The sequence below is a fragment of the Haloarcula sp. DT43 genome (assembly GCF_037078405.1).
Lineage (GTDB): Archaea > Halobacteriota > Halobacteria > Halobacteriales > Haloarculaceae > Haloarcula > Haloarcula brevis.
The window spans coordinates 662,629-687,688 of record NZ_JAYMGZ010000001.1 but is presented as its reverse complement, the minus strand read 5'-3'; the positions used below and the strand labels follow the sequence as shown (position 1 = coordinate 687,688).

Sequence of the window (25,060 nt, the reverse complement as noted above, 5' to 3'; positions counted from 1 at the left end):
TTTGGGGTTAGCGGAACCTGATAGAGCCAGCAATGGCGCAGTCGACAGCTGACGGCGTCGAGCGGAAACGGGGTATCGGTGGACTGGCGAAGCGGGCGAACCCGGCCTTCGCCGCTGGGGCGGTGGCCGTCCCGCTGCTTGCCTTCGCAGGGGCGCTCGCCAGCGGGAACATCCGGGCGCTGACCTACGTCCACGTGATGGCCGGCGTGCTGTGGACCGGCATCGACCTGTTCATGGGGCTGGTGCTGGGGCCGGTGCTGGGCGGCCAGGAGCCGGAGGCGCGGGCCGACTTCTTCGCGTCGTTCACGCCGAAGATGACGTTCCTGATGCCGACGCTGGCGACGGTGACCGTCGCCGGCGGCATCCTGCTGGCGCTCCGCCTCGGGAAGTTCCCCAACGCCGACCCGTGGCTGGCGCTTCTGACCGCCGCGACGCTGATTCCCGTCGTCCTCCTCGTCGGCTACCAGTTCGACGCGCTGACCGACCCGAAGACGCTCGTCGCACTCGCGCTCGCCGTCGTCGGCTCCGGCGCGTACCTGGCGACCGCGCTCCCGCAGTTCGCGATGACCTCGTGGTGGATAGTCGCCACGCTGGCAATCGTGACGCTGCTGTCCGTGCAGGGCTTCGGCGTCATCCTCCCCGGCGAGGTCCGCATCTACCGGCAGGTCGTCTCCGAGAACCCGGACGTGGAGCTCGTCTCCGAAATCGGGATGCGAAACGCAAAGCTCGGTGGACTCCAGGGGCTGTTGCAGCTGGCAATCGTCTTCGTGATGGTCGGGCTGCGCTGGTGGACGCCGTAGGCGGGACCGGAACGCATCGACGGTCGATCCGGGGCCGAAGCGACGGCACGAACCGGGCGACACCGTTCTTAGCCAGCGGTTCGTATCAGTCGGTATGCACATCGCCTACGCCGCGCTCTCGGACCGTGTCTTCGCTACGGACGGGAACACCGCCGAGGACTGCCTCGTCGGCCACGATATCGAGTGCGTCGCCGCCGACCCGGCCGCGCCGGACCGCGCCTTCGTCGGCACCGTCGACGCCGGCCTCCAGCGGACGACCGACCGCGGTGCAACGTGGGAATCGGTCCTCGACGCCGGCGACCGCGTGACCAGCGTCACGGTCAGCCCACAGGACCCCGACGTGGTGTGGGCCGGAACGGAACCGAGCGCCGTCTACCGCTCGACCGACGGCGGCGAGACGTGGACGGAACGGCCGGGGCTGACCGACCTGGACTCGTCGTCGCGGTGGTCGTTCCCGCCGCGGCCCCACACCCATCACGTCCGCTGGATCGCCCTCGCGCCGGACGACCCCGAGCGGGTGTACGTCGCCATCGAGGCGGGCGCGTTCGTCCGCAGTCCCGACGGCGGCGAGACGTGGGTCGACCACCCAGAGGGCGCGCGCCGGGACAACCACACGCTGGCGACCCACCCCGACGCGCCGGAGCGGGTGTACACCGCCGCGGGCGACGGCTACGCGCTCTCGACCGACCGCGGCGAGACGTGGTCACACCCGCAGGACGGCCTCGGCCACCGCTACGTCTGGGGGCTGGCGGTGCGCCCGGACGACCCCGACGGGGTGGTCGTCTCCGCCGCCAGCGGCCCGCGGTCGGCCCACAGCACCAGCGGCGAGAGCTACGTGTACCGGTGGACCGGCGACCGCTGGGCGGTGGCGATGGCCGGGCTCCCCGGCCCAGAGGGGCTGGCCCGTCCCGTGCTCGCGGCCGACCCGGACGGCGGCCTCGTGGCGCTGACGAACCACGGCCTGTTCCGGTCGGCGGCGGGGGCGGAGTGGGCCGCCGCGTGGCCCGAGACGGGCGTGGCCGACTGGCCGAGCGAGTACGACCAGGTCCCAAGCGGTCTCGCCGTCGTCTGATCCCGTTTGCTCGGTGTGATCCCTGCGACTCCGTCGTTCGCCACGGTTCCCCGACATATCAACGGGTAACACTGATTATCCCGGTCGTCGTACCACTGGGTGATGTCCCTCCAATCCGATCTCTCGGATACGTGGAAGTACGCCCTGCTCGGCGGGCTGCTGGCCGCCCCCTTCACCGCGCTCGAAGTGATCCGGTCCTCGGGCAGCATCAGGTTCAACATGGTCCTGGTCGGCGGCGCGCTCGCCGGCTACCTCGTCAAACGCCGCGGCGGGAACAGCACCGCGACCGGACTGCGCGCCGGATTAATCGGCGGCCTCCCGGCGCTGTGGGGGGTGGCCGAGTTCGTGTGGTCCATCCCTTCCGTGCCGAACCCGCTGTGGTTCCAGGCGGTCGGCGTCGCGATGGGGCTGGCGATCGGGGCGCTCGTCATGCTTCTTCCGGCGCTCGGCGGCGCGCTCGCCGGGCGGTTCGGCGGCTGGCTGGCCGAGCGACGGGGTCACGGTGGGCCGACGCCCGCGGGCGGATAGGCGCGGTACCGCACGCTCGGGTGCGGATTGGACGAATCGCGAAGCTATTTGGTTCGTGACACCCAGGAGACGTGTATGTACGACGTTGTGGTCGTCGGGGCGGGGCCGGCCGGGTCGCGGTACGCGCGCCGGGCGGCCGAGCGGGGGCTGGACGTGGTCGCCTTCGAACAGGGGGAAATCGGCGAGCCGCTGGCCTGTTCGGGCCACGTGAGTACCGACGTGTGGGACTTCACTGAGAACGCACGCGACGACCTGTTCCAGAACGAGATTTCGGGCGCGCGCTTTCACACGGGCGGCCCCGGCAGCGAGGACCACCCCTTCTACAAGGACGAGGTCATCTCGAACGTCATCGACCGCGTGGGCCTGGACAAGCACCTCGCGGGGCTGGCCCGCGACGCCGGCGCGGACGTGCGCGAGGACCACTCCGTCGTCGGCGTCTCCGAGGAGCGCGACGCCGTCACCGTCGAGGTCCGCGGGCCGGACGGGGTCGAGACTCACCGCGCGAAGATGGTCGCGGGCTGTGACGGCCCCAAGAGCCGCGTCCGGCAGGAACTCGGGCTCCCCGAACCAGACGAACTGCTCCACGGCGTCCTCGGGTTCAGCGACGAGGTCGACCACGGCGACTTCGTGGACGTACACCTCACCGTCCCGCGCTTCTTCGCCTGGCGCATCCCGCGGGGCGAGGCCGGCGTCGAGTACGGGCTGGCGGTGCCGCCGGGCGACGACGCCCGCGGGCGGTTCGAGGAATTCGTCGACGGCTACGGGGTCGAGACCGACCGCCGTTGCTCGGGGCTCATCCCGATTGGCCCGCCCCGACGGGTCACCGGCCGGCGGTCGTTCCTAATCGGCGACGCGGCCGCACAGACCAAGCCCTTCACCGGCGGCGGCATCCGCTACGGCATGACCGCCGCCGACCACGCCGCACGGGAAATCGACCCCGACGACCCGGCGACGCTGGGCGAGTACGAACGGGCGTGGCGCGACGACCTCCGGCAGGAGATACGCCTCGGCCACGCGGTCCGGGCCGGCTACTCCGCACCGGAACCGATACAGAAGGCCGGGATGAAAGCCTTCGAAGGCGAAATCGGCGTCCACATGGACCGGCCGACGACGCTGTTCTCCCGCGAGCAGTTGGCGGCGCTGTTCTCGCGGTCCTGACGGACGTGTTACCCAGTTGGCGTGTGCAGACAACGTTTTTACCGGCCGACGGGAAAGGACGGGCGTGGTAATACGTCGACGGACCTACGTCCTCGCTGGGCTGGTCGTTCTCGCCGGCTGTCTGACCACAGTCCTGCTCGCGCGCGTGCTGTCGACGATTTTCTTCGCAATCACGGTCGCGTACGTGCTGTTCCCGGTCTCGGAGTGGCTCGGCCGCCACGGGCTCAACAGACGGCTCTCGGCGGCGGTGACCACCGGGGTCGCCTTCGTCAGCGGAACGCTCGTCGTCATCCCGCTCGGGGCCGTGCTGTATCTGCGCCGCCGTGACCTGTTTGCGTTCTTCCAGCAGCTCCCGTCGGCGGTGACCGTCGAGTTCGGCGAGTTCAGCTACGCGATAGAGATAGACCCCACGCTGACGGCCGGCCGGGAGGCGCTCACGGCGGTCGCGGTCGACCTGGCCTCGGAGTCGCCGGTCCTCGCGCTGAAGGCCGTGCTGTTCGCGATTCTCGTCTACGCGATGCTCTGGCAGCCACAGGCACCGAAGAAGGCCGTCTACCGGACGGTCCCGGCGTCGTATCACGACGTCGCCGACCGGCTTCACCAGCGGCTCCGGGGGACGCTGTACGCGATTTACGTCCTCCAAGCGGCGACGGCCTTTGGCACCTTCCTCGTGGCGTGGGCCGTGTTCTGGCTGCTGGGGTACCAGGGCGCGTTCGCGCTGGCGGTGGCCGCCGGCGTCCTGCAGTTCGTCCCCGTCGTCGGCCCCAGCGTCGTCGTCCTCGCCATGGCTGTCGCGGAGGCCGTCAACGGCGACATCGCCGGGGCCGTGCTGGTGACCGTGTTCGGACTCGTCCTCGTCGGCTTCCTCCCCGATGCGGTCATCAGACCGAAGCTCGCCCGCTACACGACGGGGCTGCCGGCCAGCCTCTACTTCGTCGGGTTCACCGGCGGGGTGTTGACCCTTGGCATCATCGGTTTCATCGCCGGCCCGGTCGCTATCGCGCTACTGGTCGAACTGTCGTCGCTGCTGACGAGCGAGCGAAACGGGGACCAGCAGCAGTTGACCTGAGCCGCGCGGTCAGTTCGTCTCCAGGGGCCGCCCCTGTGCCTCCCACTCGGTGAGGCTCCCCTCGTAGAAATCCACCCGCTCGAAGCCGAGGTGGCGGAGGACGACGTACGTGTGGCTGATGCGCCGGGCCGTGTTACAGTAGAGGACGACGCGCTTCTCGGGGACGATGCCGACCGATTCGAGGACCGACAGCGCCTCTTGCCGGGGGAGCAGCCCGCGGGTCTCGTCGTCGACGAGGTCCCGCCAGTCCAGCAGGACCGCGCCGGGGATGTGGCCGGCGTCGTACTCCTCGTCCTCGCGGGTGTCGACCAGCACCGCGTCGGGGTCGTCCGCCGCGTCGGCGACCTCGTCGGGCCCGACCAGCGGCGTCGACGCCGGCCGCTCGACGGCGTACTCGGTCGGTGCGACGTCGGGCGTCTCGCTCGACGTCTCCCGTTCGAGTTGCCAGCTGGAGAAGTCGCCGTCGAGGAGGTGGAGCCGGTCGGGGTCGTGGCCGAACAGTTCCGCGGTGACCAGGAAGCGGGCGGCGAAGACGCCGTGGTGGTCGTCGTAGGCGACGACCTCGCTCTCCCGGTCGATGCCGGCCGCCGAGAGCAGTGCCGCCCACTCGTCCTCCTCGGGGAGCATCCCCTCGCCGGCGTCTGTCTCCGCGCCGTGTTCGTCCGCCCGGAACGAGTCGAAGGGCACGTTCACCGCGCCCGGAAGGTGTCCGAGGCCGTCGTACTCCCAGGCGTCGCGCACGTCGACCACCCGGAGGTCCGCACCTCGGCTCGACACCCACTCCGCAGAGACGAAATCAGTCATCGTCCTGGCGTTACTGCTCCGCCCGCTTGAAAACTCCCATCACGGCCGGTCGAAGGTCGTTGCAAATACTGCCGACTCTCGGAAGCGGGCGACTCGACTCGGGGCCGGACATGGCACGCCATGGGGCGTGTCCGCTGAGCTGTCGACGGCCGGACGCTCTTCGTGAGATAGTAGCGGCAACATATGTCGAGACGGTGGACGAGTGGCCGAACATGCCGAAAGTCGTGGTAATATATGTATGGTAGACTTACGCTACGATGCATTATGACCGAATACGCTAACGACGTGCTCGTCTCGGCCGACTGGGTCAGCGAGCACCTGGAGGAGTTCCAGAGCGACGACCCGTCCCACCGACTCGTAGAGGTTGACGTGGACACGGAACTGTACGACGAGAGCCACGCACCCGGCGCAATCGGCTTCAACTGGGAGACACAGCTCCAGGACCAGACCACACGCGACATCCTCGACAAGGAGGACTTCGAGGACCTGCTGGGCAGTCACGGCATCAGCGAGGACTCGACGGTCGTCCTCTACGGTGACAACTCCAACTGGTTCGCCGCCTACACCTACTGGCAGTTCAAGTACTACGGCCACGACGACGTGAAGCTGCTCGACGGCGGCCGCGAGTACTGGGTCGAGAACGACTACGAACTCACCGACGAGGTCCCCGAGTTCGCCGAAGTCGACTACGAGGCCTCCGGCCCGCGCGAGTCCATCCGCGCCTACCGCGAGGACGTCGAGAACGCCATCGAGCGCGAACTGCCACTGGTCGACGTTCGCTCGCCCGAGGAGTACTCCGGCGAAATCCTCGCACCTCCGGGACTCCAGGAGACCGCCCAGCGCGGCGGCCACATCCCCGGCGCACAGAACATCTCCTGGGCGGCCGTCACCAACGACGACGGCACCTTCAAGGACTACGACGACCTCGAAGAGCTCTACGCAGAGTACGGCATCGACGGCGACTCCACGACGGTCGCCTACTGCCGCATCGGCGAGCGCTCCTCGGTCGCCTGGTTCGCCCTGCACGAACTGCTGGGCTACGACGACACCATCAACTACGACGGCTCCTGGACCGAGTGGGGCAACCTGGTCGGCGCGCCCATCGAGAAGGGCGCGGGCGACTGAACAGCGTGAAAGAGCCCGCGAATCGGAGCGGGGAGCGGATGCGACCCGCGGAGAAGCGCGAGGCCGAGTAAGCGACGGCGAAACTGGACTGCCGCCCGAATTTTTCTGCCGCGAGTCGGTGAGCGACAGCGTCGCCGGGGGACGACCGGCGGATGCCGAGACACGGACTCGTCCCCAACCGTACATTCAAGGCAGATGCGCATCCTAACCCGCACGTGGACCGAAAGGAACTCGAACGGGAACTCCGCGACGCCTTCGACGCCGACGCCGACGTCGTCACGGTCGTCGCCAGACAGGCCCGCGACCTCTCGGAGTCGGACCAGTTCGTGACGGACTTCGGGGCGGAGCTAACGGTGGGGGACGTCGTCGAGAACCTCGCGGACGCGCCGGACGACTACAGCCTCGCCGAGCGATGGAACTGGTGGCTGGGCGCGCTCGACCTCTCACACGGTGGATACGCGCGATTCAGCGTGCGACCCGACATCGATACGACCTCTTGACCCGACAGCGAAAAAACGACGTGACGCCAGTCAGTGTACGCTGAGCCCGTGTGCCTCTCGTGCGTGGTCGAGGAGTTCCTCCGTCGTGTCGAACTCCTCACCGCAACTGCACGTGTGGTACGTCGACGGGGTTTGCTGGCGTGTCGCCATGACAATTGAGCTATCGGACCGGAGTATAATAATTGTTTATGCTAGGGTGATACCATTGCCCACCCGACGTGTTAGCTCCACACAATACCCCACGTGAAAGTGTCCCGTTGGCGGCTGATAGACCACGTCAGCACAGATAGCGTCGTGTTCCGGGCCGAAGATATTCCGTTCGCTGGCGAGCCGGTGACACCGGTCGGACGGAAACCGACGGACGGAAACCGACGGGCCACGTTCGTCCCGACGATGGACGTCCAGTTCCTCGGCGGCGCGGGTGAAGTCGGCCGAAGCGCCGTCCTCGTCGACGGCTCGCTGCTGCTGGATTTCGGGATGTTGACCGACTCGCCGCCGCAGTTCCCGGTGCGGACGCCCTCGCCGGACGCCGTCGTCGTCTCGCACGGCCACCTGGACCACGTCGGGACCGTCCCGGCGCTGGTGTCGGGGGACGCGCGGCCACCGATTCACTGGACGCCGCCGACGTACGAACTGGCGATGACGCTGGCACGGGACACGCTCAAACTCCACGGCGGGACGGTCAACTGCCCCTTCACCGAGACCAACGTCAGGCGAGTGACGCAAGTGTCTGAGACACACGGCTACCGGGAGGCGTTCGAGGCCGCCGGCTACGAGGTGACGTTCTATAACGCCGGCCACATCCCCGGAAGCGCGCACGTCCTCGTCGACGACGGCGAGACGCGACTGCTGTACACGGGCGACTTCCACACCGACGACCAGCGCCTCGTCTCGGGGACGACGGCCCGCCCGGACGCGGACGCGGTCATCTGTGAGAGCACCTACGCCGACGTCGACCACGATCCACGGGAGACGGTCGAGGCGCGGTTCGTCGAGAGCGTCGAGACGACGCTTTGGGAGGGCGGCACCGTCGTCGTGCCCGCCTTCGCCATCGGGCGGACACAGGAGATGTTGCTCGTCTGCGAGGCACACGACATCCCCTGCTACGTCGACGGGATGGGCAAGGAAGTGACCGAGATGCTCGCCCAGTACCCCGAGTTCCTCCGGGACGCCGACGCGTTCCGGCGAGCGAAATCGCACGCGCGGTTCGTCACGGGAAAGAACGGCCAGCGAAAGCGCATCACCGACCAGAAGGCGGCCATCGTCACCACCAGCGGCATGCTCTCGGGCGGCCCGGCGATGACCTACATCCCGGAAGTCCGGGCGAACCCGATGAACAAGATAACCATGACCGGCTATCAGGTCGAGGGGACGCCGGGTCGGGACCTGGTGGAGACCGGCAGCGCCGAGATAGACGGCCGAATCATGCCGGTCAGCGCGCGGGTCGAGCAGTACGACTTCTCGGCACACGCCGACCGCGGCGGGCTGTGTGACTTCCTCGATGCCTACCGTGACACGCCGGTACTGGTGAACCACGGCGACCGCTGTGAGGACTTCGCGGCCACGCTCCGCGAGGACGGCTACGACGCGACAGCGCCCGACCTGGGCGCGACAATCGCCATGTAGGAGAGTCGGTCAGTCGCTCTCGTCCGTATCTTCGGCGGCACGCTGTTTCAGCCACTCGTCGAGCAGGTCCCGGATTGCCGCGTCCCGGTTGTCGCGGTGGTCGGCGAACGCCTTGTCGTCGATAGCGTCGAGCAGTTCCTCGTCCAGTTCGACCTCGATGGATTCGAGGTCCAGAAACGCTTCGTCCATTGATTACGGGGAGTCGGACCGCCAGCGAAATATATCCTCGTCAGACGGTCGTCAGTCAGCCGCGTGACGGGCGCGGCCGGACGGGGAGGGTCGCCGTGGTTTGATTACGCCGCCGGGCGTAGCCGCGGCCGGCGATGGTATCACTACAGTCTCTCATCGGCTCACACCGGCTCGACGCGCTCGGCGCGTGGGTCGTCACCGCGATTCTGGTCGGCGTCGTCGGGCGGTTCGCGGCCGGCGGCGCGTTCGATTGGGCGGTACTCACGGCGACGCTGGTCGCCGTCGCGGTGGCGGTGCCACTCGCCGCGCGGGACCTCGAAACGACGGTGCCCGCGGAGGTACTCGGCCTTGTCGCGGTGCCGGTGCTCGTCCGGGCGTTCGGCGGCTTCCCACAGCTCACGCCGTTTCTCGTGGTCGCGGGGGTCGCGCTGTTGCTGGCCGTCGTTCTCGACGCCTTCACGTCGCTGACGATGACGCCGCGGTTCGCGACCGTGTTCGTGGTCGTCGTGACGATGGCCGTCGCCGGCGTCTGGGCGGTCGGCATCTACGCGGCCGATACGCTGCTGGGAACCGCGTTCCTCGATGGGCAGACCGAGCTGATGTGGGACCTCGTCACTGCGACGGCCGCCGGTATCGTCGCCGGCGTCGTGTTCGAACTGTACTTCGACCGGTCGGCGCGCATCGCCCGGCTGCGGGCCTCGGCGTCGGCCCCTTCGGCGGCCGGCCGGTCGGGTGCGTCACTGCCCGGCGACGGCCGGCACCATCGAATCGCGGTCCGGGGGCTCCAGGCGGTCCTGGGCGCAATCGCCGCGTTCGCGCTCGTCCGGGGGAACGTGTCGCTGTTCGTCAACAGCGGCGGCCCGCTGGCGATAACGTTTCTCCCGGCGCTGTTCCGTCGGGAGTACGGCTACGCGATGGACACCGGGCTCGTGCTGTGGGTCACCGTGGCGTCGACGCTGCACGGGGCCGGCGCGCTCGAACTGTACCAGGCGTTCGGCTGGTACGACAGCCTGGCCCACGCCGTCTCGGCGTCGCTCGTCGCCGGCGTGGGGTACGCGGTCGCGCGGGCGGTCGAACGCCACTCCCGGGCGGTCGATTTCAACCGCGGGTTCCGCGCCACCTTCGTCGTCCTGTTCGTCCTCGCGGTGGGCGTCGGGTGGGAGATACTGGAGTTCGCCAGCGGCGGCCTCGCGTCGGTAGTCGGCGGCGAGGCGGTCCTGGCACAGTACGGCACGGGGGACATCGTGAACGACCTCGTGTTCAACACGGTCGGCGCGCTCGTCGTCGCGGGCTGGAGCACCGCCCACTTCGAAGGTATCGCGGCCCGGCTCACCGGCCGGGTCGGACGGCTCGCAGGCGGGGACTGAGGCCCCGAAAGTGACACCACGGTACGGACAGACGGGGACGTATGGAGCGAACGCGCCTCGACTTCGACCGCTACTTCGAGGTAGTCATGGAGACAGACGAGGCACAGGCCGCGGAGATGACCGTCGAGCCGGGCCGGAGCGTCGGCGGGCCGGAGAACTACCACGCCGACAGCGACCAGTGGCTGTTCGTGGCCGGCGGCACCGGCCTCGTCACCGTCGACGGTGACAGCCACCGGGTGACGGCCGGCGACCTCGTCCGCATCGAAGCCGGCGAGCGCCACGGCATCGAGAACGACGGCGACGAGCCCCTGGAGACGGTCAACTTCTACACGCCGCCGCGGTAGGCGTCTCAGGTCTCGGTGCCGTCCGCTTGGGCGGACAGTTCGTAGCAGGTCCCGCCCCGGACGACGAACGCCGCGTCCGACGCGGCGAGCGTGCGAGCCGGGTCACCGGTGACGGTGGCCGCCTCGTCCGGGCGAGTCGTGTCGACCCCCGCGTCGGCGGCAGTGAGCGGGAGCGGGTCGAGCGTGACACACCGGTCCGCGTCGGTCGCCTCTACCGTGTACGTGACGGCGACCGGCTTGTCGCCGTGGACCTCCAGCGAGAAGGCGTAGTACGAGCCGTTGTAGGCGTACACCGAGTCGTTCGGCTCGAAGCCGCCCGCGTCGGAGTCGTAGGTGTGCTCGCCCGTCGCTATCGCGTCGACGACGGCGCGGCGGTCGCTGTCCGGGAGGTCGGCGACACGGACCGTCGACTCGTTCCCGGGCCCGTCGACTTCGCTCACGCTGTACTCGTTGACGTAGCCGCCGGACCCGCTGGTCCGCTCGACGACTGCGTACGTCGTCCCGTCGAACGCGAAACAGTCGAACTCGTGGAGGACGTGCGCCCACTCGCGGTCCGTGACATCCACCGAGGCGTCACGAGTAGCCGTGTCGAGGTCCTCGACAGTCTCGGAAAAGATGCCGACGGTCGCCGTGTCGGGCACTGTGCCGGCGTCAACCGGCGACAGGACCACGGGAGTCGGGGTCGGCGTGGCTGTCTCCGAGGCGGTGTCACCACAGCCGGCAACGAGCGTACAGGCGACGGTGCCGAGGAGGGTTCGGCGGGAGGGCATGAGCGTCGATTGCCGGCCGACCGGTAAATGCTTTCAGCGTCACTCGACGCCGGCTTCGGCGTCCATCGGGTCCTGGATGTCGCCGACGACCTCCTCCAGCAGGTCCGTGACCGTCACCAGCCCGACGACCGCGCCGTCTTCGAGCACGAAGGCCAGTTCCTGGCGCTCGGCCTGGAACTGGTCGATGGCGTCGCTGACGGTGGTGTCCGGCGACATCGTCATCGGCGGCGAGGCAACGGCTTCGAGGTCGATGCCGTCGAGCAGACCGCCCGCCCCGTCCTGTTCCTCGCGCTCGTCGACGAGCGCCGGGATGTAGACGATGCCGAGGAAGTCTTCGAGCGTCTCGCCGACGAGCGGGTAGCGGGTGTGGGGCGTCTCGGCGATGCGTTCGGCGTTGGTCGCGTCGTCATCTGTCGGCGACAGCGCGACGATGTCATCGCGTGGCACCATCACGTCGCCGAGTTCGCGGTCGCCGACCTGAAACGCCGCCAGCACCTCCTCGCGGCGCTCGTCGGACACGTCGCCACGGTCGAGAACCGACCCGAGTTCGTTTCGCAGTTCCCCGCGGGACTCGATGCTGTCGACTTCCGCTTCGAGCCACGCGCCGGACATCTCGACGCCGAACAGCCCCAGCGTCCACTTGGCGACGCTGTCGCCGACCGTGATAATCGGCGAGATGACCCACGCGAAGTAGTACAGCGGCGTCGCGCCGTACCGGCAGACGAACTTCGCGCGCTCGACGCCGAGATAGGTCGGCGTCTGCTCGCCGTGGGTCAGGTGGACGAGGTTGATGATGAGGAAGGCGATGGCCGCGCCGGCCCCGACCCCGGCCAGCGCGGAGGACTGGAAGTACGGCTCGAAGATGGCCGCCAGCGCCGGCTCGGCGACGATACCGACCGCGATGCTGGAGGCGGTGATACCGACCTGACAGCTCGTCAGGTAGATTTCGAGGTCGTCGGTCATCTCCCAGGCCCGACGGAGGCCGGGCTCGTCGAACTCCGATTCGGCGTACTGTCTGGCCCTCGTCAGCGCGAACTCGATGGCGACGAAGAAGCCGTTTGCGAGGATCAGGGCGAGTCCTGCAAGCAGCCTGGCCGCGATTTCGACTGGTTGCATGTATCGGCGAGGTTCACCAGCCGGACAGGAAAGCGTGGTGACATCGCGTCAGCCGTCGTTCCCCCCACGGCGGGCGAGCCAGCGACTGACGGCCAGTGTGGCAGCGCCGGCTAGCACCACGAGGACCAGGCGGCGAGGGCCGGACGACTCACCGGCGTCGGCCGACGCCTCGTCGGGGTCGTCGCTCTGTCTCGGCGTCGGGACCGGAGCGCGCTCTGCGACCTTGCGGAGGTAGGGACCGAAGACGACTGGCATAGGACACCTTCACCCCGGAGCGGGAAAACGCTCACGCGCGCTCGAAGTCGTACTCGACGCCGGTGAGGTCGGTCGACACCGCCCAGAGCCGCTCGGCGGTCGCTTCGTCGCGGGAAGCCGCGTTGGACTGCTGGAACTCGGGCGGGCCGCGCATGTCGAACAGGCCGCCGGGGCCGACGTACTCGCCGCCGATGACGTCGTCGGCGGTGGCGGCGTACAGCATCGGGAGCGCGCCCTGCTCGGCGGACTGGGCGAGCACGGCATTGGCGAGGCCCATGGCCGCGGTTCGCAGCGTCGACCCCATCTCCCGGGGCCCGCGGAACTGGAGGTCGGTGTCGGCGTAGCCGGGGTGGCAGGCGACGCTTAGCACGTCGTCCCAGCCGTGGTTGCCCAGCCGGCGCTGGAGTTCGTAGGCGAAGAGGAGGTTGGCGAGTTTGCTCTGGCCGTAGGCCGACCACTTCCCGTAGGAGCGCTCGCCCTGCAGGTCCTCGAAGTCGATGTCGCCCATCTCGTGGGCACCGCTTGACTGCGTGACGACCCGCGCCTCGCCGTCGGCGGCCCGGAGCAGGGGGAGCAGGCGGCCGGTCAGGGCGAAATGCCCCAGGTGGTTGACGCCGAACTGCGTCTCGAAGCCGTCGGCCGTCTCGCTGCGGGGAATCGCCATGACGCCGGCGTTGTTACAGAGGACGTCGACGGCGTCGTACTCGTCCCGGAGGCCCTCGGCGAAGGATGCGACGTTCGACAGGTCCGCGAGGTCACACTCGCGGACGTCCAGGGTCGCCTCGGGGACGGCGTCGCGGATGTCCCGGGCGGCCGTCTCGCCGCGGTCGCCGCTCCGGCAGGCCATCACCACCGTCGCGCCCTTGCGGGCGAACGCCTTCGAGCCTTCCAGTCCCAGTCCGCTGTTCGCGCCGGTCACGACCACGGTTCGGTCCGTCAGCGGGGGCATGTCTTCGACAGTCCAGCCGGTCATTGGCGACGGTACGGGCGCGAGACACTGAAACCCATCGCCGGCGAGGGTGAGAGTCTTATGCCGCCGGTCCCCTAGCCACGACGATGAGCGACGTTTCGGTCACCGTCTACACGCGGGAGGACTGCCACCTCTGTGAGGAAGCCGTCGAGACAATCGAGCGGGTCGCCGACGACGAGGGGGTCGCCGTCGCGCTGGACCTCGTCGACGTCGACGACGACCCCGACCTCCGCGAGGCGTACGGCGAGCGCGTGCCCTACGTCCTCCTCGACGGGACGCCGGCGTTCAAGTACCGCGTCGCCGAGCGGGAGCTACGAGAGAAGCTCCGGAAGTCGTCGTAGCCGGGCTCAGCACCGCCATTTATTGCGTCCGGGAACCACGCTACCGGCGATGGTCGCCAGTATCCGCGACATCGTGTTCAGCGAGCCGTCCGGACCCCGGATTGCGCTCGTGCACTTCGCCGGGTCGCTCGTCTTCGCCGGACTCTACGCGTCCGCCTGGCTCGCCGAGGGGACTGCCCCGGCGAACTGGTTGCTCGCCATGGCCGTCGGAACCGGCCTGGCGGGCGTCGCGGAGTCGCTCCCGAAACGCAGGCGACAGGTTGCCGGGGTCCTGCGGGCCGTGGCGCTTCTCGTGTTCCTCTGTCTCGTCGTCGCGGCTCTGGCTGCACCCGACCTCGTGAGTGGCTGAGCGCCGGGGCGTCCCGACGGCCACCCCGAGCCTGCCGGTGTTACCGCCCCTGCTCGACGGCGCTGTGCAACGCTTCCGTCGCCGCCGCCGGGTCGTCGGCCCGCGTAATCGCCGTGATGACGGCCACGCCGTCGGCCCCGGCCTCGACGACGTCGGTGGCGTTGTCGGCCGTGATGCCGCCGATACCGACGAGCGGCACGTCGACGGCTTCGGCGATAGCGGCGACGCGGTCGGTGCCGACGGCGTGCTCCTCGTCGTCGATGTCGTCTTTGGACCCGGTGGCGAACACCGCGCCGACGCCGAGGTAGTCCGCGCCGGCCGCCTCCGCCGCCCGGGCGGCGTCGACGGTCGAGACCGAACGTCCGATGAGCGCGTCCTCGCCCAGCAGGTCCCGCGCGACCGGAACGGGGAGGTCGTCGTCGCCGAGGTGGACCCCGTCGGCGTCGAGCGCCTGCGCGAGGTCGACGCGGTCGTTGACGACGAAGGCGACGCCGGCCTCGCGGGTCAGCGCCCGCACTCGCTGGCCAAGTTCGTAGCGTTCACGCGCCGAGCGGTCCTTCTCGCGGAGCTGGACGACGCCGACGCCGCCGTCGATTGCGGCCGCGACGATGTCGTCTGTCGTCCGGCCCGCCGAGAGCGACGCCTGCGTGACGAGGTACACGTCCCAGTCGACCATAGCGGGGTTCGGAGCCGACGGGTCTTGGATGCTAGGACTCCGACTCGGCCGCCGACCCCGACGCGTTCGCGTCGTCGGTACCGGCCGTCGACTCGGCGAGCGCGCCGTCGCGGACGGCCATCCGGAGCCCCAGCTCGGCGATGTTGCCGCCGTGTTCGGCCGTCCTGGCGAGGCTATCGAGGGCGCGAGTGAGCCGGTAGTCGGCGTCGCCGGACTCGAACAACCGGCGGTCGAGGCCGGTTATCCGCTCGCGCACGTCCCGGCGGTCGGCGAGCGTCTGCCGGGCGGTCGCGACGCAGGCGTCGCCGATGACGACGCGAACGGCGTCCTCGACGACGGCGTGGACGTCCCGGGCGATGTCGTCGAGCGCCGCGGCGATGGACGCGTCGGGCTCTCCGTCGAGGCGGTCGGCGACGGTGCCGATGCGCTCGGCGTGGTCGGCAACGCGTTCGAGTTCGTTCGCGGTGCCCCAGAGCGTGAACAGTTCCGGGCGCGTCAGCCCGAGCGCGTCTATCTCGTCGAGGCGGGCTAGCCCGCGCTCGAAGTAGCGGTCTATCATGGCGTACAGCCGGTCGGCCTGCTCGTCGCGGTCGGCCCACCGGTCGCCGGTCGTCCCGGTCGTGAGTGCGGCCATCGCGTCCCGGTGCATCGACAGGGCGACGAACTGGAGCTGGCGGACCGACTGGCTGACGGACACCTCGCCGGCATCGAGCATCGTTCGGACCGTGACCTGTGACTCGGTCGCCTCGACGACGGTCACGCCGGTCAGGTTCCGGGTGACGCGTTCGACCGCCCGGTGTTGCTCGTCGGTGTAGCCGTCGGGCGCTTCGAGGACGACGGATTCGAGGCCGGCCGCGTAGGCCGCCCGGAGCAACTGCTCTATCTCCGCCGGGTCGTCGTTCCCGACCGACAGCGTGACGCGGTTCCGCGCCGTCGACTGGGACTCGGGGGTCTGAATCACGAGCAGGCCGTCGATGTGCGTGTGGAGGTTGACCGTCGCCCCGGCCGTGCAGCCTTCCGATTCGGCCCACTCCTTGGGCAGTGACACGGTGTAGGTCCCGCCGCCGACGGTCTGTATCTTTCGGGTTTCCATAGTTAGTAAATAAGCTCCGAGTCGGTTTCGACCATGTACAGCGTGCGTGCCGCGATGTTGACCGCGTGGTCGCCGACGCGTTCGAGGTCACGGACGGTCAACAGGAGCCGTGACACGTCGTCGAGGAGTTGCTCGACCGCCCAGCCGTCGTCGCCGTCGGCCTCCCGTTCGATGAGGTCCCGCGCGACGGTCTCGCTGGCCCGCTGACAGAGCGCGTCGAGGGCGTCGTCGTCGGCCGCGATGGCGCGGCAGGCCTCGATGTCATCCCGCCTGTACGCGTCGACGCTCCGCTCGACCATCTCGGTGGCCTCGCGGCCGATGGCGTCGACGTCGACGTCGGGCGCGAGCCGACGGTCGGCCGACTGCGCGTACGCTGCGAGGTTCGTGGCGAGGTCCGCGACGCGTTCGAGGTCGGTGATGATTTTGAACGAGGCGGCGACGAAGCGCAGGTCGGTGGCGACCGGCTGCTGGAGGGCAAAGAGGTCGATGCAGTCGGCTTCCAGCGCCAGGTACAGCTCGTTTATCTCGTCGTCGCCGTCGATGACCGACTGTGCCAGCTCCGGGTCGACCGTCCGGAGGGCCGCGAGCGCCGCGTCGAGCCGCTCGACGACGAGGTCGCCCATCCCGACCACGCCGTCCCGGAGTTCGTCCAGTTGTTGCTGGTACGACTCGCGCGACATGGGTTACCCGAACTTACCGGTGATGTAGTCCTCGACGCGCTGGCTCTCTGGGTTCTCGAATATCTTGTCGGTGTCGTCGTACTCCACGAGCTCGCCGCCGGTGAGGAAGACGGCGGTCTGGTCGGAGATGCGGGCCGCCTGCTGCATGTTGTGGGTGACGATGACGACCGTGTAGTCCTTCGAGAGCTCCTCGACCAGGTCCTCGATTTTCGAGGTGGCGATGGGGTCCAGCGCCGAGGCCGGCTCGTCCATCAGGATGACCTCGGGGTCGACCGCGAGACAGCGGGCGATGCAGAGGCGCTGTTGCTGGCCGCCCGAGAGGCCGAGCGCGTTGTCGTCGAGGCGGTCGCTGACCTCGTCCCACAGCGCGGCCTGTTTCAGCGAGCGCTCGACGAGTTCGGCCTCGGCCTCCGTGTCGTCGCGGCCGAACAGCCGCGCGAGCAGGCCCTTGTTGATGTCGCCGTGCTTTCGCGGGCCGTAGGAGATGTTCTCCCGGATGGACTTCGGGAAAGGGTTGGGCGACTGGAACACCATCCCGATGCGCTTGCGCAGTTCCACGAGGTTGGCGTTGGGGTCGTAAATCTCGGTGCCTTCGAGTTCGACCGAGCCGTCGACGCGTGCGGCCTTGATGCGGTCGTTCATGCGGTTGAGACACCGCAGATACGTCGACTTCCCACAGCCCGAGGGGCCGATGAGCGCCGTGACGCTGTTCTCCGGAATCTCCATCGAGACGTCCTTGAGCGCGTGGTCGTCGCCGTACCAGACGTCGAGGTTCTCGACCGAGAGCTTCGCGTCGCCGTCGAAGTCGTACTGCCGCCACTCCTCGCGGACGCGCTCGTCGCTCTCGCCGGCCGTCGTCTCGGTGGCCGGCGAGGCGGTTTCGACCGTCCGCCCGCCGTTCGTTTGCGTGTCCGTGCTCGGCTCCGTGTTGATGCTATCACTCATAGTTGAGTTTCCTCCGGAAGTAGGTCCGCGCCGTGATACCGACCGCGTAGAACGTCAGGACGACCATCAGCAGGATGAACGCCGTCGCCCAGCCCATCTGTGGCGACCCCGACACCCCGGCCGCGATGACGGCCCACACCTGCGTCGGGAGCGACGCCGAGGCCGTCAGCAGGGCGTCGTTGGCGACGAACGGCGGCCCCGAGACGAAGCGGAAGCCGTCGAGGACGTCGACGGCCGTCGTCGCGTTCAGGGTCGACCCGAGGACGAGGATGAGCGGGGCCGTCTCGCCGGCGATGCGGCCGACGCCGAGGATGACACCGGTGATGACGCCCGGCATCGCCGCCGGCAGGACGACGCTTCTGATGGTCTCCCACTGGGTCACGCCCAGCGCCGCGCTGGCGTCCCGGTACTCGTCGGGGACGGCTTTGATGGACTCCCGCGAGGTGATGAGCACCAGCGGCAGGAGCATGAACCCCAGCACGAGCATCCCGGCAAGCAGCGACTCGTCGCCGCCCAGCCGGGGTATCAGGAACGCCGCGCCGAACAGGCCGAAGACGATGCTCGGCGTGGACCACAGCGCGTTGGTCGCGACCTCGACCAGCGCGGTGAACCGGCCCTGCTCGGCGTACTCGGTGAGGAAGACGGCCGCACCGACCCCCAGCGGGACGGCGAACAGCGTCGCGCCGATGACCAGCCACACCGTGCCGACGATGGCCGGCATGATGCCGCCGGGTTCGGCCCCCAGCGGGATGTAGGCCTGCATCACCATGGGCCAGGAGAGGCTCCCCTCGTTCGAGATGCTGGCCCCGAGAACGGTGAATGAGACGCCGGTCACGGCCACGTGCAGGCCCACCAGCGCGGTGAAGCCGGCGGCACCGACGAGTCCGAGCCGCGTCTCCTCGGTCAGCAGGCGGCGGGTAATCGTCGCCTCGCTGGCCCGCTTTGCGGCCGTGGTGAGCGCCGCCAGCGCGAGCGAGGCCACGGCCGCCCCGAGCGCGACTGCCGGCACGAGGTTCACCGGGCCGACCCGGGGATTGACGCCGGCGACGGGCTGGAGCACGAGGACGGCCAGCAACAGCCCGAGCCCGCCGAACACGCCCAGCGTGAACCGCGGGGCCTCGCGCTGGGCGCGGTCCGCCAGCGTCGGCCCGTCGCTCGCGAGCACGCCGACCAGCGGGTAGACCGCGAGGCCGCCCGCGGCGACCGCCCCGAGAACGACGGCAGCGAGCCCGACCGTCCCGCCGAGCGGCAGGCCCATCGGGACGGGACCGAGCACGAGGAAGAGGCCGATGAGGACGACCAGCCCGAGCACCGCCGTCGGGACGGCCTGTCGAATCGCCCCGGTGCGTTCGGACTGTGTCCCGACCTGCCGCAGCGAGCCGAACGAACGGAAGAACGTGACCGCGAGCACCAGCGCCGGAGCGACCAGTAGTAGCGTCCCGACTGTCGTGTCGGGCGTCACCGCGACCGCCGTGTCGAGGGGGCGTCCCTGTCGGTTGACCTGGACGGTGTACTGGTAGGCGTAGCGCAGCGGGGTGCCGGTGACGAGCACGCCCGCGAACACCGCGGCGAGCGAACCGACCGCCGCCAGCGGGAGGAGCCGGAACAGCTGTCGAGCACCGGTGTTCCAGTCGCTCGTGCCCGCGGGGGTGCGGGCGAACTGGAGCGCGGCGAGGAGGGCCGGCGTCAGGAGGACCAGCGCGGTCAGCGCGCCGACCGTGAGACCGTGGACGGCGTAGCTGACGCCCTTGAGCGTCACGAACACGACGATTGTCGCCATCACGGCCACCATCAGGAAGGCGTTGAGGTTGATGACGAGGAAGGCCCCGTACTCGCGGCCCCGGGCCCCGAACCCGGCCCGGCACTTCGCGGCCGACCAGGCCGACAGGAGCGTCCCGACGAGGAGGAACACGGGGATGACCGCGCCGCCGGTGAAGCCGCCGGAGAGGGCCTGCGGACTCCACTGCCAGCCGACGCCGATGGTGCCGGTCACGATGGTCAGCCCGAGCGCGCCGACGACGACCGCCGTCGGGAGCGTCGAGCCGAGGTCCTCGCGGGGGAGAATCGCCAGCAGGAACAGGCTGACGCCGGCGACGGCGGCGACGGCGAGCCACAGGAGCGAGCCGAACCCGGCGAGGGAGCCGCCGACGGCGGCCCCCATGGCGAGGCCGAGCACGCCGAAGGCGACCCCGGAGAGCAGTCCGGCGCTCATGTTCGGCTCCGTGTCCACGAGTTCGAGCCGGGAGGTGACACCGGCGGCGGTGACCGCGAGCGCCTCGACCAGCAACACGGTCCCCAGGAGCGTCGCCATCGTCACCGGCAGCGCCGCCGCGAGGACGGTCAAGCCGACCGTCGAGACGACGAGGCCGAGCCCGATGCCGCGGACCCGCTGTGAGGTGACCGGGACGACGTTGGTGTAGGAGGCGAGGCCGGTTATCCCGACCGCCCCGACGACCACGGCCAGCAGCGTTCCGAGGGCCGTGGTGAGGGGGGTGCCGCTGGCACCGGGCGGAACCAGGTTCACGAGCGTGACGAGCCCGAGGGTGAAGCCGACGACGCTGAGCGCGATTGCCGCGTCGAGCCCGCGGTCGTAGACGTTCGAGTCGGCACTGACGAGTCGGTCGGTCGTCGCGTAGGCGTCGCTCATTGTTGCCCCTTCAGTTTCCGCCGCATGCGTCGTTCGATGTACTGCGAGACGATGCTCATGCCGGCGACGATGACGAACAGCATGACGCCGGCGACGAACAGCACGTCGACGGTGCTCTCCGAGGCGCTGCCGTACTGGGTCGCTATCAGGCTGGTCAGCGTCGCGTTGGCGTCGAAGATGTCGAACAGCGGGTCGGCGAACTGCGTCCCCGAGGCCATGATGGCGGCGACGGCCATCGTCTCCCCGATAGCCCGGCCCAGCCCGAGGATGACGGCCGCGGAGATGCCCGAGAACGCCGCCGGGATAGAGATGCTCTTCATCGTCTGCCACTCGGTCGCGCCCATGGCGACGGAGCCGTCACCCATCGACTGGGGGACGCTGGAGAGGGCGTCCTCGCCGACGGAGACGACCGTCGGCAGCGCCATCACGCCCACGACGACCCCGGCGATGAGGAAGCTCGCGCCGTCGTCGAGGAAGTTCGTCTGAATGAAGCCGTTCAGCACCTGGAAGCCGATGAACCCGTAGACGATAGAGGGGATGCCGGCCAGGATTTCGACGCCCGGTTTGATGAACTCGCGCAGGCGGTCGCTGGCGACTTCGGCGATGAACAGCGCGCCGAACAGGCCCAGCGGGCCGGCCACTGCGCCCGCGATGACGGTGACGACCACCGTCGCCCATATCATCGGTATCAGCGAGTAGGCCCCGCTGAGCGGGTTCCAGTACGTCGCGTCCGACGGCAACACGGTTTCGAGCCAGAAGAACCAGCGGGCCGCCCCGCCCTGCTCGGGAATCAGCAACAGCCCGAGCCCGTGTTCCAGAAACGCCGGCAGCGCGCTCACGAACAGGAAGAACGTGATGAACGCGACGGTCAGAACGGTCAGTACTGTCGCGACCAGCGTCAGCAGGCGGGCGACCTCAGCCTGGTAGGTCACCCAGCCAAGCGCCGTAGCGAACACGAACGCGAGCAACAGCGGCAGCGCCATCCCCGGTCGAAACAGGAACATGAGGATTGTCGCCACCAGCGTCGTCGCTATCGCGCCGACAGTGAGCGTCGACCCGTCGACGCTGCTCCCGCGCGACACTGACTCTCCCTCCGTCGTTGATATGTCCTCTGTCATAGTATGGAAAACCGACCGACACGGTCGACAGTCGTCGGGCTACCCGAACCGGGACCGGTTACACCTGGTCGGGGAGCTTCGCGCGCTGTTCTTCCTGGCGGCGAGCGCCGAGCTTGAAGTAGTTGTTCGGCGCGACGAACGTGTCCTGGCCAAAGTCGGACAGAATCATGTTGATGACCGCGGCTTCCTTCATCGAGGTGCCTTCCCACGTGTACATGTGGAGGTCACGCGAGAGGGGGTAGGCCTTCGAGTCCAGGCCGTTCTGGTCGTCCTGGTAGCTGTAGGTCGTCCCTTCCCACTCCAGGGCGATGGGGGCCAGCCCGTCGGTGTCGATAAACGCCAGCGCGAGGTAGCTGATGGCGTTGTCGGCCTGTGCGATGGCCTGCGCGAGGCGCTGGTTCTGGCCGTAGCGGTTGGCGACGGTGGTGTCCTCCTCGGGGTTGCCGAAGACGTTGGAGACGAAGGAGGTCCGCGTTCCCGACCCCTTGACGCGACCCAGCACCTGAATCTCGCGGTCCGGACCGCCGAGTTCGCTCCAGTTGGTGAGCCGACCCTTGTAGAGGTCCTTGAGCTGGTCGCCGGTTATCTGCTCGACGCCGGCGTCGGCGATTTCCTGGGAGACGACGAGCGGCTGGCCGTCGACGCCAACGACGTGGTCGACGAACTGCTCGTAGGAGTCGCGGTCCGGGAGCTCGTCCTCGACGTTCCCGGAGGAGTTGCCGATGTCGTTCTGACCGTTCATGACCTTCTCGACGCCGGTCCCGGAGTGGGAGAGGCCGACGGTGAACTGGAACGGCGGTCCGTCCTCGCCGCCGGCCTCGAAGCCGTAGAGCCCGGCCCAGTAATCGGCGAGGTTCTGGTCCGTGTCGATGTCGTACTCGCCGTGAGGCCAGTACTCGGTGTCGCTGGCCGGGCGGTTGGCGTTCCAGTAGGACGCTGCCGTGTTGGCGATGGGGTACACCGTCGAGGAGCCGCCCGACTCGAGCGGGCCGATGCTCTCCTGGCTGGAGCCTTCGGTCGCTTCCGTCTCCGCCGAGTCCATCTCCGTCGACGCCGCCTCGGTGTCCGCGCTCCCGCCGGAGCTTCCGTCAGAATCGGACCCGTCGCTGCCGCTGGAACAGCCAGCGATTGCAGCGATGCCGGTCGCACCTGTCGTTGCGATGAATTTCCGCCGCGATACGTACTCTGACAGCCCGTCTGGGTCGTGCGCCATCACCAGAACCCAGCGGGACAGCTAATAAGTAATCTGCTAAGAGAACTATATCGTTTGTAATATTACTATATAGAACTGGTGTGCTAAACACCCGCAAACAATCGGACATATATCGATATATTCTCGGCCATCAGCGCCTGAGTGGCCCGAATTGTCTCTTTTCCGGCGCACGCGTCGAACCGGACTATTCTGCCGTTTACCCCGCCAGTTCGGTCGGATATCGTCGTAGAACCGCCGCCGAAACGGCGGATACGTCCCCAAATATTAGAACTCCGATATAGTATATAGATATGAATGGATTTATATCATCCCGTGAACGAGTGCCAGTCACATGGAGACACGCAAGGTCCAGGTGACGGGCGGGTCGACATACACCGTCTCATTACCCAAAGAGTGGGCGACAGAGAACGACGTGAGCGCGGGCAGCGTCGTCGAGTTCCACGCCGAACGGGACCTGCTGTTGCTCGCTCCGCAACGGGACGACGGCCGCGTGGAGGGGACGCTGGACGTGACCGGGCTCGAAAACAGGCACGAACTCACGCGGGCGGTGATGACGATGTACGTCAGCGGCTTCGACATCATCCGGCTGGAGGCCTCGCGCATCACGGCCGAGCAGCGGCGCATCATCCGCGACGCGACGCAGGGGCTGGTCGGCCTGGAGATGATAGAGGAGACGACCGACCGGGTCGTCCTGCAGGACCTGCTCGACTCCTCGGAGCTGTCGGTCCACAACGCGATTACGCGCATGCGGCTGGTCTCCCTGACGATGCTCTCCGACGCCGTCGAGGCGCTCATCCAGGACGACGACGACCTCGCGGCCGACGTGATGCAGCGCGACGACGACGTGGACCGCCTCTGGTACATGATTTCGCGCGTGTTCCGGACCGTCCTCCGGAACCCGACGGCGGCCGACGAAATCGGCTTCCCCCGCGAGACCGTCTTCGATTTCCAGTCCAGCGCCCGGCAACTGGAGCGCATCGCCGACCACGCGACCAAAATCGCCGGTCTCTCGCAGGAAATCGGCGAGATAACCGGCGAGACCGCCGACCTCCTCGACCAGCTGGAAGCCGAAGCCACCGCCGTCCCCGAGACCGCCATGGACGCCCTGCTGACCGAAGACGCCGACGAGGCCGTCGAGCTTGCGAACGCGGCCCGGAGCCGCATGCCCGACGTCGACGAGACCGCCCGCGAAGTCGACAGCGAGATACGCGAGTTCGACCCACAGAGCGCGCAGGTGCTCGGGCTCGTCGTCGACTCCCTGTCCCGGACCGCCGACTACGGCGGCAACATCGCCGAGAGCGCGCTCCAGAAAGCCGCACCGCGACCCCAGTCCTAACCCCACCACTCAGGCCGTCGAGACCAGGCAGTGGCGACGGTGGCGTCTGATGGTGTCGAGACAGGCGACGATGTCGGCGAGCGCCGGGCACGTCACCGAACGGTCGCCGTACAGGTACCGGACGAGGCTGGTCCCGTCGATACCGGAGAGGGCTGCGGCTGACCGGCCGTGGAGTCGCTGTTGGCGGGCCGTCGCAGCCGCCTCGCAGTCCGCTTCGATGTCGGCCAGTTCGTCGTCGATGTCGTCGAGGCGGGCCGGGTCGGTCGTCCGGCGCGCGTTCGCTCCGAGGGCGGCCCCGCGGCGCTCGCAGTCGTCGAGCGTCTCCCGGACCGACTCCAGCGACTCGCGCTCGCGTTCGAGCGCCGGAAGCAGCGTCTCGCGCTCGTCGCGGGCCCCCGCGCTCGCAGTCAACAGCGCCTCGTACAACTGCGGCGTCAGGCGCGTGGCCGTCGCGATTTGCGTGCCCAGCTCCGGTCCGAACTCCGTCGACAGGTTCGCTTCCAGCGAGTCGTCGTACTCGGCCTCGAAGTGTGGCACGGCCATGACCGTCTCGCGGTAGGCCTCCCGGACGGCGCGGAGGCCGGCGTCGGGTTTCGCCTGCCGGGCCCCGAGCGCCGACAGCCCGCCCGCCGACGCGTCGACGGTGCCCGCGGCCCCGACCGTCGGCTCGATGGACACGAGGGTGGTCCGGAAGCGCCTGAAAGCCGTCAGTTCGGCCTCGACGCAGTCTATCTCTCGCCGAACGGTAGCGAGCGCCTGCTCGATTCGCGGCTGGCTCGTCTCAGTCACGGAACACTCGGCCGAACCGTCGACTGTCGTCATATAGGTATTTTATATGTTCTCTATATAGGCGGCTGTACCGCGACCGGCCGCGGGCATTCCGGACAGGACAACGGCAGCGACGGGAGGGCCAGAACCGGCGGTACGGACCTGCCAGGAACCCGTCCCGGGAGGACCCGTTCTCGGCGT

The 25,060-nt window shown here is 68.7% G+C and carries 27 protein-coding genes; 13 read left to right on the top strand and 14 right to left on the bottom strand.

The annotated features are described in order from the left end of the window. The first annotated feature begins 32 nt into the window (after positions 1–32). The 5 genes from VI123_RS03740 (at position 33) to VI123_RS03720 (ending at position 4,627) form a co-directional block, all read left to right on the top strand. Positions 33–800: a hypothetical protein gene (locus VI123_RS03740; RefSeq protein ID WP_336336716.1), complete on the top strand. Its 768-nt coding sequence runs from the start codon at positions 33–35 to the stop codon at positions 798–800. A 94-nt stretch (positions 801–894) separates the two neighbouring features. Then, entirely contained in the window at positions 895–1,872 is a 978-nt protein-coding gene (locus VI123_RS03735; protein ID WP_336336715.1) for a WD40/YVTN/BNR-like repeat-containing protein, read from the top strand. Between the two features lie 102 nt (positions 1,873–1,974). After that, a complete protein-coding gene (locus VI123_RS03730; protein ID WP_336336714.1) occupies positions 1,975–2,400 on the top strand; it encodes a DUF5518 domain-containing protein in 426 nt (141 codons plus the stop codon). 75 nt (positions 2,401–2,475) lie between these two features. Beyond that, on the top strand, positions 2,476–3,558 hold the full coding sequence (locus VI123_RS03725) for a geranylgeranyl reductase family protein (protein WP_336336713.1): 1,083 nt from the start codon (positions 2,476–2,478) through the stop codon (positions 3,556–3,558). 64 nt (positions 3,559–3,622) lie between these two features. Next, on the top strand, positions 3,623–4,627 hold the full coding sequence (locus tag VI123_RS03720; protein WP_336336712.1) for an AI-2E family transporter: 1,005 nt from the start codon (positions 3,623–3,625) through the stop codon (positions 4,625–4,627). A gap of 9 nt (positions 4,628–4,636) precedes the next feature. Here VI123_RS03720 and VI123_RS03715 read toward each other — a convergent pair whose 3' ends face one another. Further along, positions 4,637–5,431, bottom strand: a complete 795-nt coding sequence (locus VI123_RS03715) for a sulfurtransferase (protein ID WP_336336711.1) — start codon at positions 5,429–5,431, stop codon at positions 4,637–4,639. A 264-nt stretch (positions 5,432–5,695) separates the two neighbouring features. Between VI123_RS03715 and VI123_RS03710 the strand changes: the two genes are divergently transcribed. The 3 genes from VI123_RS03710 (at position 5,696) to VI123_RS03700 (ending at position 8,682) form a co-directional block, all read left to right on the top strand. After that, positions 5,696–6,556: a sulfurtransferase gene (locus tag VI123_RS03710; RefSeq protein WP_336336710.1), complete on the top strand. Its 861-nt coding sequence runs from the start codon at positions 5,696–5,698 to the stop codon at positions 6,554–6,556. Between the two features lie 152 nt (positions 6,557–6,708). Beyond that, the gene (locus tag VI123_RS03705) at positions 6,709–7,056 is read left to right on the top strand and encodes a hypothetical protein (protein WP_336336709.1); all 348 of its coding nucleotides are present in this window, start codon (positions 6,709–6,711) and stop codon (positions 7,054–7,056) included. Between the two features lie 393 nt (positions 7,057–7,449). Then, positions 7,450–8,682: an MBL fold metallo-hydrolase gene (locus VI123_RS03700; protein ID WP_336337371.1), complete on the top strand. Its 1,233-nt coding sequence runs from the start codon at positions 7,450–7,452 to the stop codon at positions 8,680–8,682. A gap of 9 nt (positions 8,683–8,691) precedes the next feature. Here VI123_RS03700 and VI123_RS03695 read toward each other — a convergent pair whose 3' ends face one another. Then, a complete protein-coding gene (locus tag VI123_RS03695) occupies positions 8,692–8,871 on the bottom strand; it encodes a ribbon-helix-helix protein, CopG family (protein ID WP_336336708.1) in 180 nt (59 codons plus the stop codon). A 134-nt stretch (positions 8,872–9,005) separates the two neighbouring features. Here VI123_RS03695 and VI123_RS03690 point away from each other — a divergent pair, with 134 nt between their 5' ends. Continuing rightward, complete coding sequence (locus tag VI123_RS03690) at positions 9,006–10,238, top strand: hypothetical protein (RefSeq protein ID WP_336336707.1); 1,233 nt, start codon at positions 9,006–9,008, stop codon at positions 10,236–10,238. Between the two features lie 41 nt (positions 10,239–10,279). Continuing rightward, positions 10,280–10,582, top strand: a complete 303-nt coding sequence (locus VI123_RS03685; protein ID WP_336336706.1) for a cupin domain-containing protein — start codon at positions 10,280–10,282, stop codon at positions 10,580–10,582. A 5-nt stretch (positions 10,583–10,587) separates the two neighbouring features. Here the strand turns inward: VI123_RS03685 and VI123_RS03680 are convergent, their stop codons facing one another. The 4 genes from VI123_RS03680 to VI123_RS03665 are packed head-to-tail and all read right to left on the bottom strand — an operon-like array spanning position 10,588 to position 13,696. Further along, positions 10,588–11,352, bottom strand: a complete 765-nt coding sequence (locus tag VI123_RS03680; RefSeq protein WP_336336705.1) for a hypothetical protein — start codon at positions 11,350–11,352, stop codon at positions 10,588–10,590. Between the two features lie 39 nt (positions 11,353–11,391). Further along, positions 11,392–12,468 (bottom strand): hemolysin family protein, encoded by a 1,077-nt coding sequence (locus VI123_RS03675; protein ID WP_336336704.1) that lies wholly within the window; start codon positions 12,466–12,468, stop codon positions 11,392–11,394. Between the two features lie 48 nt (positions 12,469–12,516). Continuing rightward, positions 12,517–12,723, bottom strand: a complete 207-nt coding sequence (locus tag VI123_RS03670; RefSeq protein WP_336336703.1) for a hypothetical protein — start codon at positions 12,721–12,723, stop codon at positions 12,517–12,519. 31 nt (positions 12,724–12,754) lie between these two features. After that, positions 12,755–13,696: an oxidoreductase gene (locus tag VI123_RS03665; protein WP_336336702.1), complete on the bottom strand. Its 942-nt coding sequence runs from the start codon at positions 13,694–13,696 to the stop codon at positions 12,755–12,757. Between the two features lie 83 nt (positions 13,697–13,779). On the opposite strand from VI123_RS03665, the gene VI123_RS03660 reads away from it, so the two are divergent. Together VI123_RS03660 and VI123_RS03655 are read left to right on the top strand one after the other, a co-directional pair. Beyond that, complete coding sequence (locus VI123_RS03660) at positions 13,780–14,034, top strand: glutaredoxin family protein (RefSeq protein ID WP_336336701.1); 255 nt, start codon at positions 13,780–13,782, stop codon at positions 14,032–14,034. Between the two features lie 49 nt (positions 14,035–14,083). Next, positions 14,084–14,383 (top strand): hypothetical protein, encoded by a 300-nt coding sequence (locus VI123_RS03655; RefSeq protein ID WP_336336700.1) that lies wholly within the window; start codon positions 14,084–14,086, stop codon positions 14,381–14,383. Between the two features lie 40 nt (positions 14,384–14,423). Here the strand turns inward: VI123_RS03655 and thiE are convergent, their stop codons facing one another. The 7 genes from thiE to VI123_RS03620 are packed head-to-tail and all read right to left on the bottom strand — an operon-like array spanning position 14,424 to position 22,755. Then, entirely contained in the window at positions 14,424–15,059 is a 636-nt protein-coding gene (thiE, locus tag VI123_RS03650; protein ID WP_336336699.1) for a thiamine phosphate synthase, read from the bottom strand. A 31-nt stretch (positions 15,060–15,090) separates the two neighbouring features. After that, the gene (locus VI123_RS03645) at positions 15,091–16,152 is read right to left on the bottom strand and encodes a phosphate uptake regulator PhoU (protein ID WP_336336698.1); all 1,062 of its coding nucleotides are present in this window, start codon (positions 16,150–16,152) and stop codon (positions 15,091–15,093) included. Between the two features lie 2 nt (positions 16,153–16,154). Next, the gene (gene phoU / locus VI123_RS03640) at positions 16,155–16,832 is read right to left on the bottom strand and encodes a phosphate signaling complex protein PhoU (RefSeq protein WP_336336697.1); all 678 of its coding nucleotides are present in this window, start codon (positions 16,830–16,832) and stop codon (positions 16,155–16,157) included. Positions 16,833–16,835: 3 nt separating this feature from the next. Next, positions 16,836–17,777 carry a phosphate ABC transporter ATP-binding protein PstB gene (gene pstB / locus VI123_RS03635; protein WP_336336696.1) on the bottom strand — a complete coding sequence of 314 codons (942 nt, stop codon included), beginning with the start codon at positions 17,775–17,777 and terminating at the stop codon, positions 16,836–16,838. Next, positions 17,770–20,424, bottom strand: coding sequence for a phosphate ABC transporter permease PstA (pstA, locus tag VI123_RS03630; RefSeq protein ID WP_336336695.1), 2,655 nt, complete (start codon positions 20,422–20,424; stop codon positions 17,770–17,772). The genes pstB and pstA overlap by 8 nt, the downstream gene beginning before the upstream one ends. Continuing rightward, positions 20,421–21,542, bottom strand: a complete 1,122-nt coding sequence (gene pstC, locus VI123_RS03625) for a phosphate ABC transporter permease subunit PstC (RefSeq protein ID WP_336336694.1) — start codon at positions 21,540–21,542, stop codon at positions 20,421–20,423. Before pstC ends, pstA begins: the two co-directional genes overlap by 4 nt. A gap of 58 nt (positions 21,543–21,600) precedes the next feature. After that, on the bottom strand, positions 21,601–22,755 hold the full coding sequence (locus tag VI123_RS03620; protein ID WP_336336693.1) for a substrate-binding domain-containing protein: 1,155 nt from the start codon (positions 22,753–22,755) through the stop codon (positions 21,601–21,603). A gap of 331 nt (positions 22,756–23,086) precedes the next feature. Here VI123_RS03620 and VI123_RS03615 point away from each other — a divergent pair, with 331 nt between their 5' ends. Further along, positions 23,087–24,091 carry a PhoU domain-containing protein gene (locus VI123_RS03615; RefSeq protein WP_336336692.1) on the top strand — a complete coding sequence of 335 codons (1,005 nt, stop codon included), beginning with the start codon at positions 23,087–23,089 and terminating at the stop codon, positions 24,089–24,091. A gap of 9 nt (positions 24,092–24,100) precedes the next feature. Here VI123_RS03615 and VI123_RS03610 read toward each other — a convergent pair whose 3' ends face one another. Next, complete coding sequence (locus tag VI123_RS03610) at positions 24,101–24,880, bottom strand: DUF7260 family protein (protein WP_336336691.1); 780 nt, start codon at positions 24,878–24,880, stop codon at positions 24,101–24,103. Positions 24,881–25,060 lie beyond the last annotated feature (180 nt).

Bases quoted from the DNA above. Each gene is read 5' to 3' on its own strand.
- VI123_RS03685 (WP_336336706.1), top strand. From the start codon at position 10,280: ATGGAGCGAACGCGCCTCGACTTCGACCGCTACTTCGAGGTAGTCATG.
- phoU (WP_336336697.1), bottom strand. From the start codon at position 16,832: ATGTCGCGCGAGTCGTACCAGCAACAACTGGACGAACTCCGGGACGGC.
- VI123_RS03670 (WP_336336703.1), bottom strand. From the start codon at position 12,723: ATGCCAGTCGTCTTCGGTCCCTACCTCCGCAAGGTCGCAGAGCGCGCT.
- pstC (WP_336336694.1), bottom strand. From the start codon at position 21,542: ATGACAGAGGACATATCAACGACGGAGGGAGAGTCAGTGTCGCGCGGG.
- VI123_RS03660 (WP_336336701.1), top strand. From the start codon at position 13,780: ATGAGCGACGTTTCGGTCACCGTCTACACGCGGGAGGACTGCCACCTC.
- VI123_RS03675 (WP_336336704.1), bottom strand. From the start codon at position 12,468: ATGCAACCAGTCGAAATCGCGGCCAGGCTGCTTGCAGGACTCGCCCTG.
- VI123_RS03715 (WP_336336711.1), bottom strand. From the start codon at position 5,431: ATGACTGATTTCGTCTCTGCGGAGTGGGTGTCGAGCCGAGGTGCGGAC.
- VI123_RS03700 (WP_336337371.1), top strand. From the start codon at position 7,450: ATGGACGTCCAGTTCCTCGGCGGCGCGGGTGAAGTCGGCCGAAGCGCC.
- VI123_RS03645 (WP_336336698.1), bottom strand. From the start codon at position 16,152: ATGGAAACCCGAAAGATACAGACCGTCGGCGGCGGGACCTACACCGTG.
- VI123_RS03615 (WP_336336692.1), top strand. From the start codon at position 23,087: ATGGAGACACGCAAGGTCCAGGTGACGGGCGGGTCGACATACACCGTC.
- VI123_RS03680 (WP_336336705.1), bottom strand. From the start codon at position 11,352: ATGCCCTCCCGCCGAACCCTCCTCGGCACCGTCGCCTGTACGCTCGTT.
- thiE (WP_336336699.1), bottom strand. From the start codon at position 15,059: ATGGTCGACTGGGACGTGTACCTCGTCACGCAGGCGTCGCTCTCGGCG.
- VI123_RS03690 (WP_336336707.1), top strand. From the start codon at position 9,006: ATGGTATCACTACAGTCTCTCATCGGCTCACACCGGCTCGACGCGCTC.
- VI123_RS03735 (WP_336336715.1), top strand. From the start codon at position 895: ATGCACATCGCCTACGCCGCGCTCTCGGACCGTGTCTTCGCTACGGAC.
- VI123_RS03655 (WP_336336700.1), top strand. From the start codon at position 14,084: ATGGTCGCCAGTATCCGCGACATCGTGTTCAGCGAGCCGTCCGGACCC.
- VI123_RS03710 (WP_336336710.1), top strand. From the start codon at position 5,696: ATGACCGAATACGCTAACGACGTGCTCGTCTCGGCCGACTGGGTCAGC.
- VI123_RS03740 (WP_336336716.1), top strand. From the start codon at position 33: ATGGCGCAGTCGACAGCTGACGGCGTCGAGCGGAAACGGGGTATCGGT.
- pstA (WP_336336695.1), bottom strand. From the start codon at position 20,424: ATGAGCGACGCCTACGCGACGACCGACCGACTCGTCAGTGCCGACTCG.
- VI123_RS03695 (WP_336336708.1), bottom strand. From the start codon at position 8,871: ATGGACGAAGCGTTTCTGGACCTCGAATCCATCGAGGTCGAACTGGAC.
- pstB (WP_336336696.1), bottom strand. From the start codon at position 17,777: ATGAGTGATAGCATCAACACGGAGCCGAGCACGGACACGCAAACGAAC.
- VI123_RS03705 (WP_336336709.1), top strand. From the start codon at position 6,709: ATGCCGAGACACGGACTCGTCCCCAACCGTACATTCAAGGCAGATGCG.
- VI123_RS03665 (WP_336336702.1), bottom strand. From the start codon at position 13,696: ATGACCGGCTGGACTGTCGAAGACATGCCCCCGCTGACGGACCGAACC.
- VI123_RS03730 (WP_336336714.1), top strand. From the start codon at position 1,975: ATGTCCCTCCAATCCGATCTCTCGGATACGTGGAAGTACGCCCTGCTC.
- VI123_RS03725 (WP_336336713.1), top strand. From the start codon at position 2,476: ATGTACGACGTTGTGGTCGTCGGGGCGGGGCCGGCCGGGTCGCGGTAC.
- VI123_RS03620 (WP_336336693.1), bottom strand. From the start codon at position 22,755: ATGGCGCACGACCCAGACGGGCTGTCAGAGTACGTATCGCGGCGGAAA.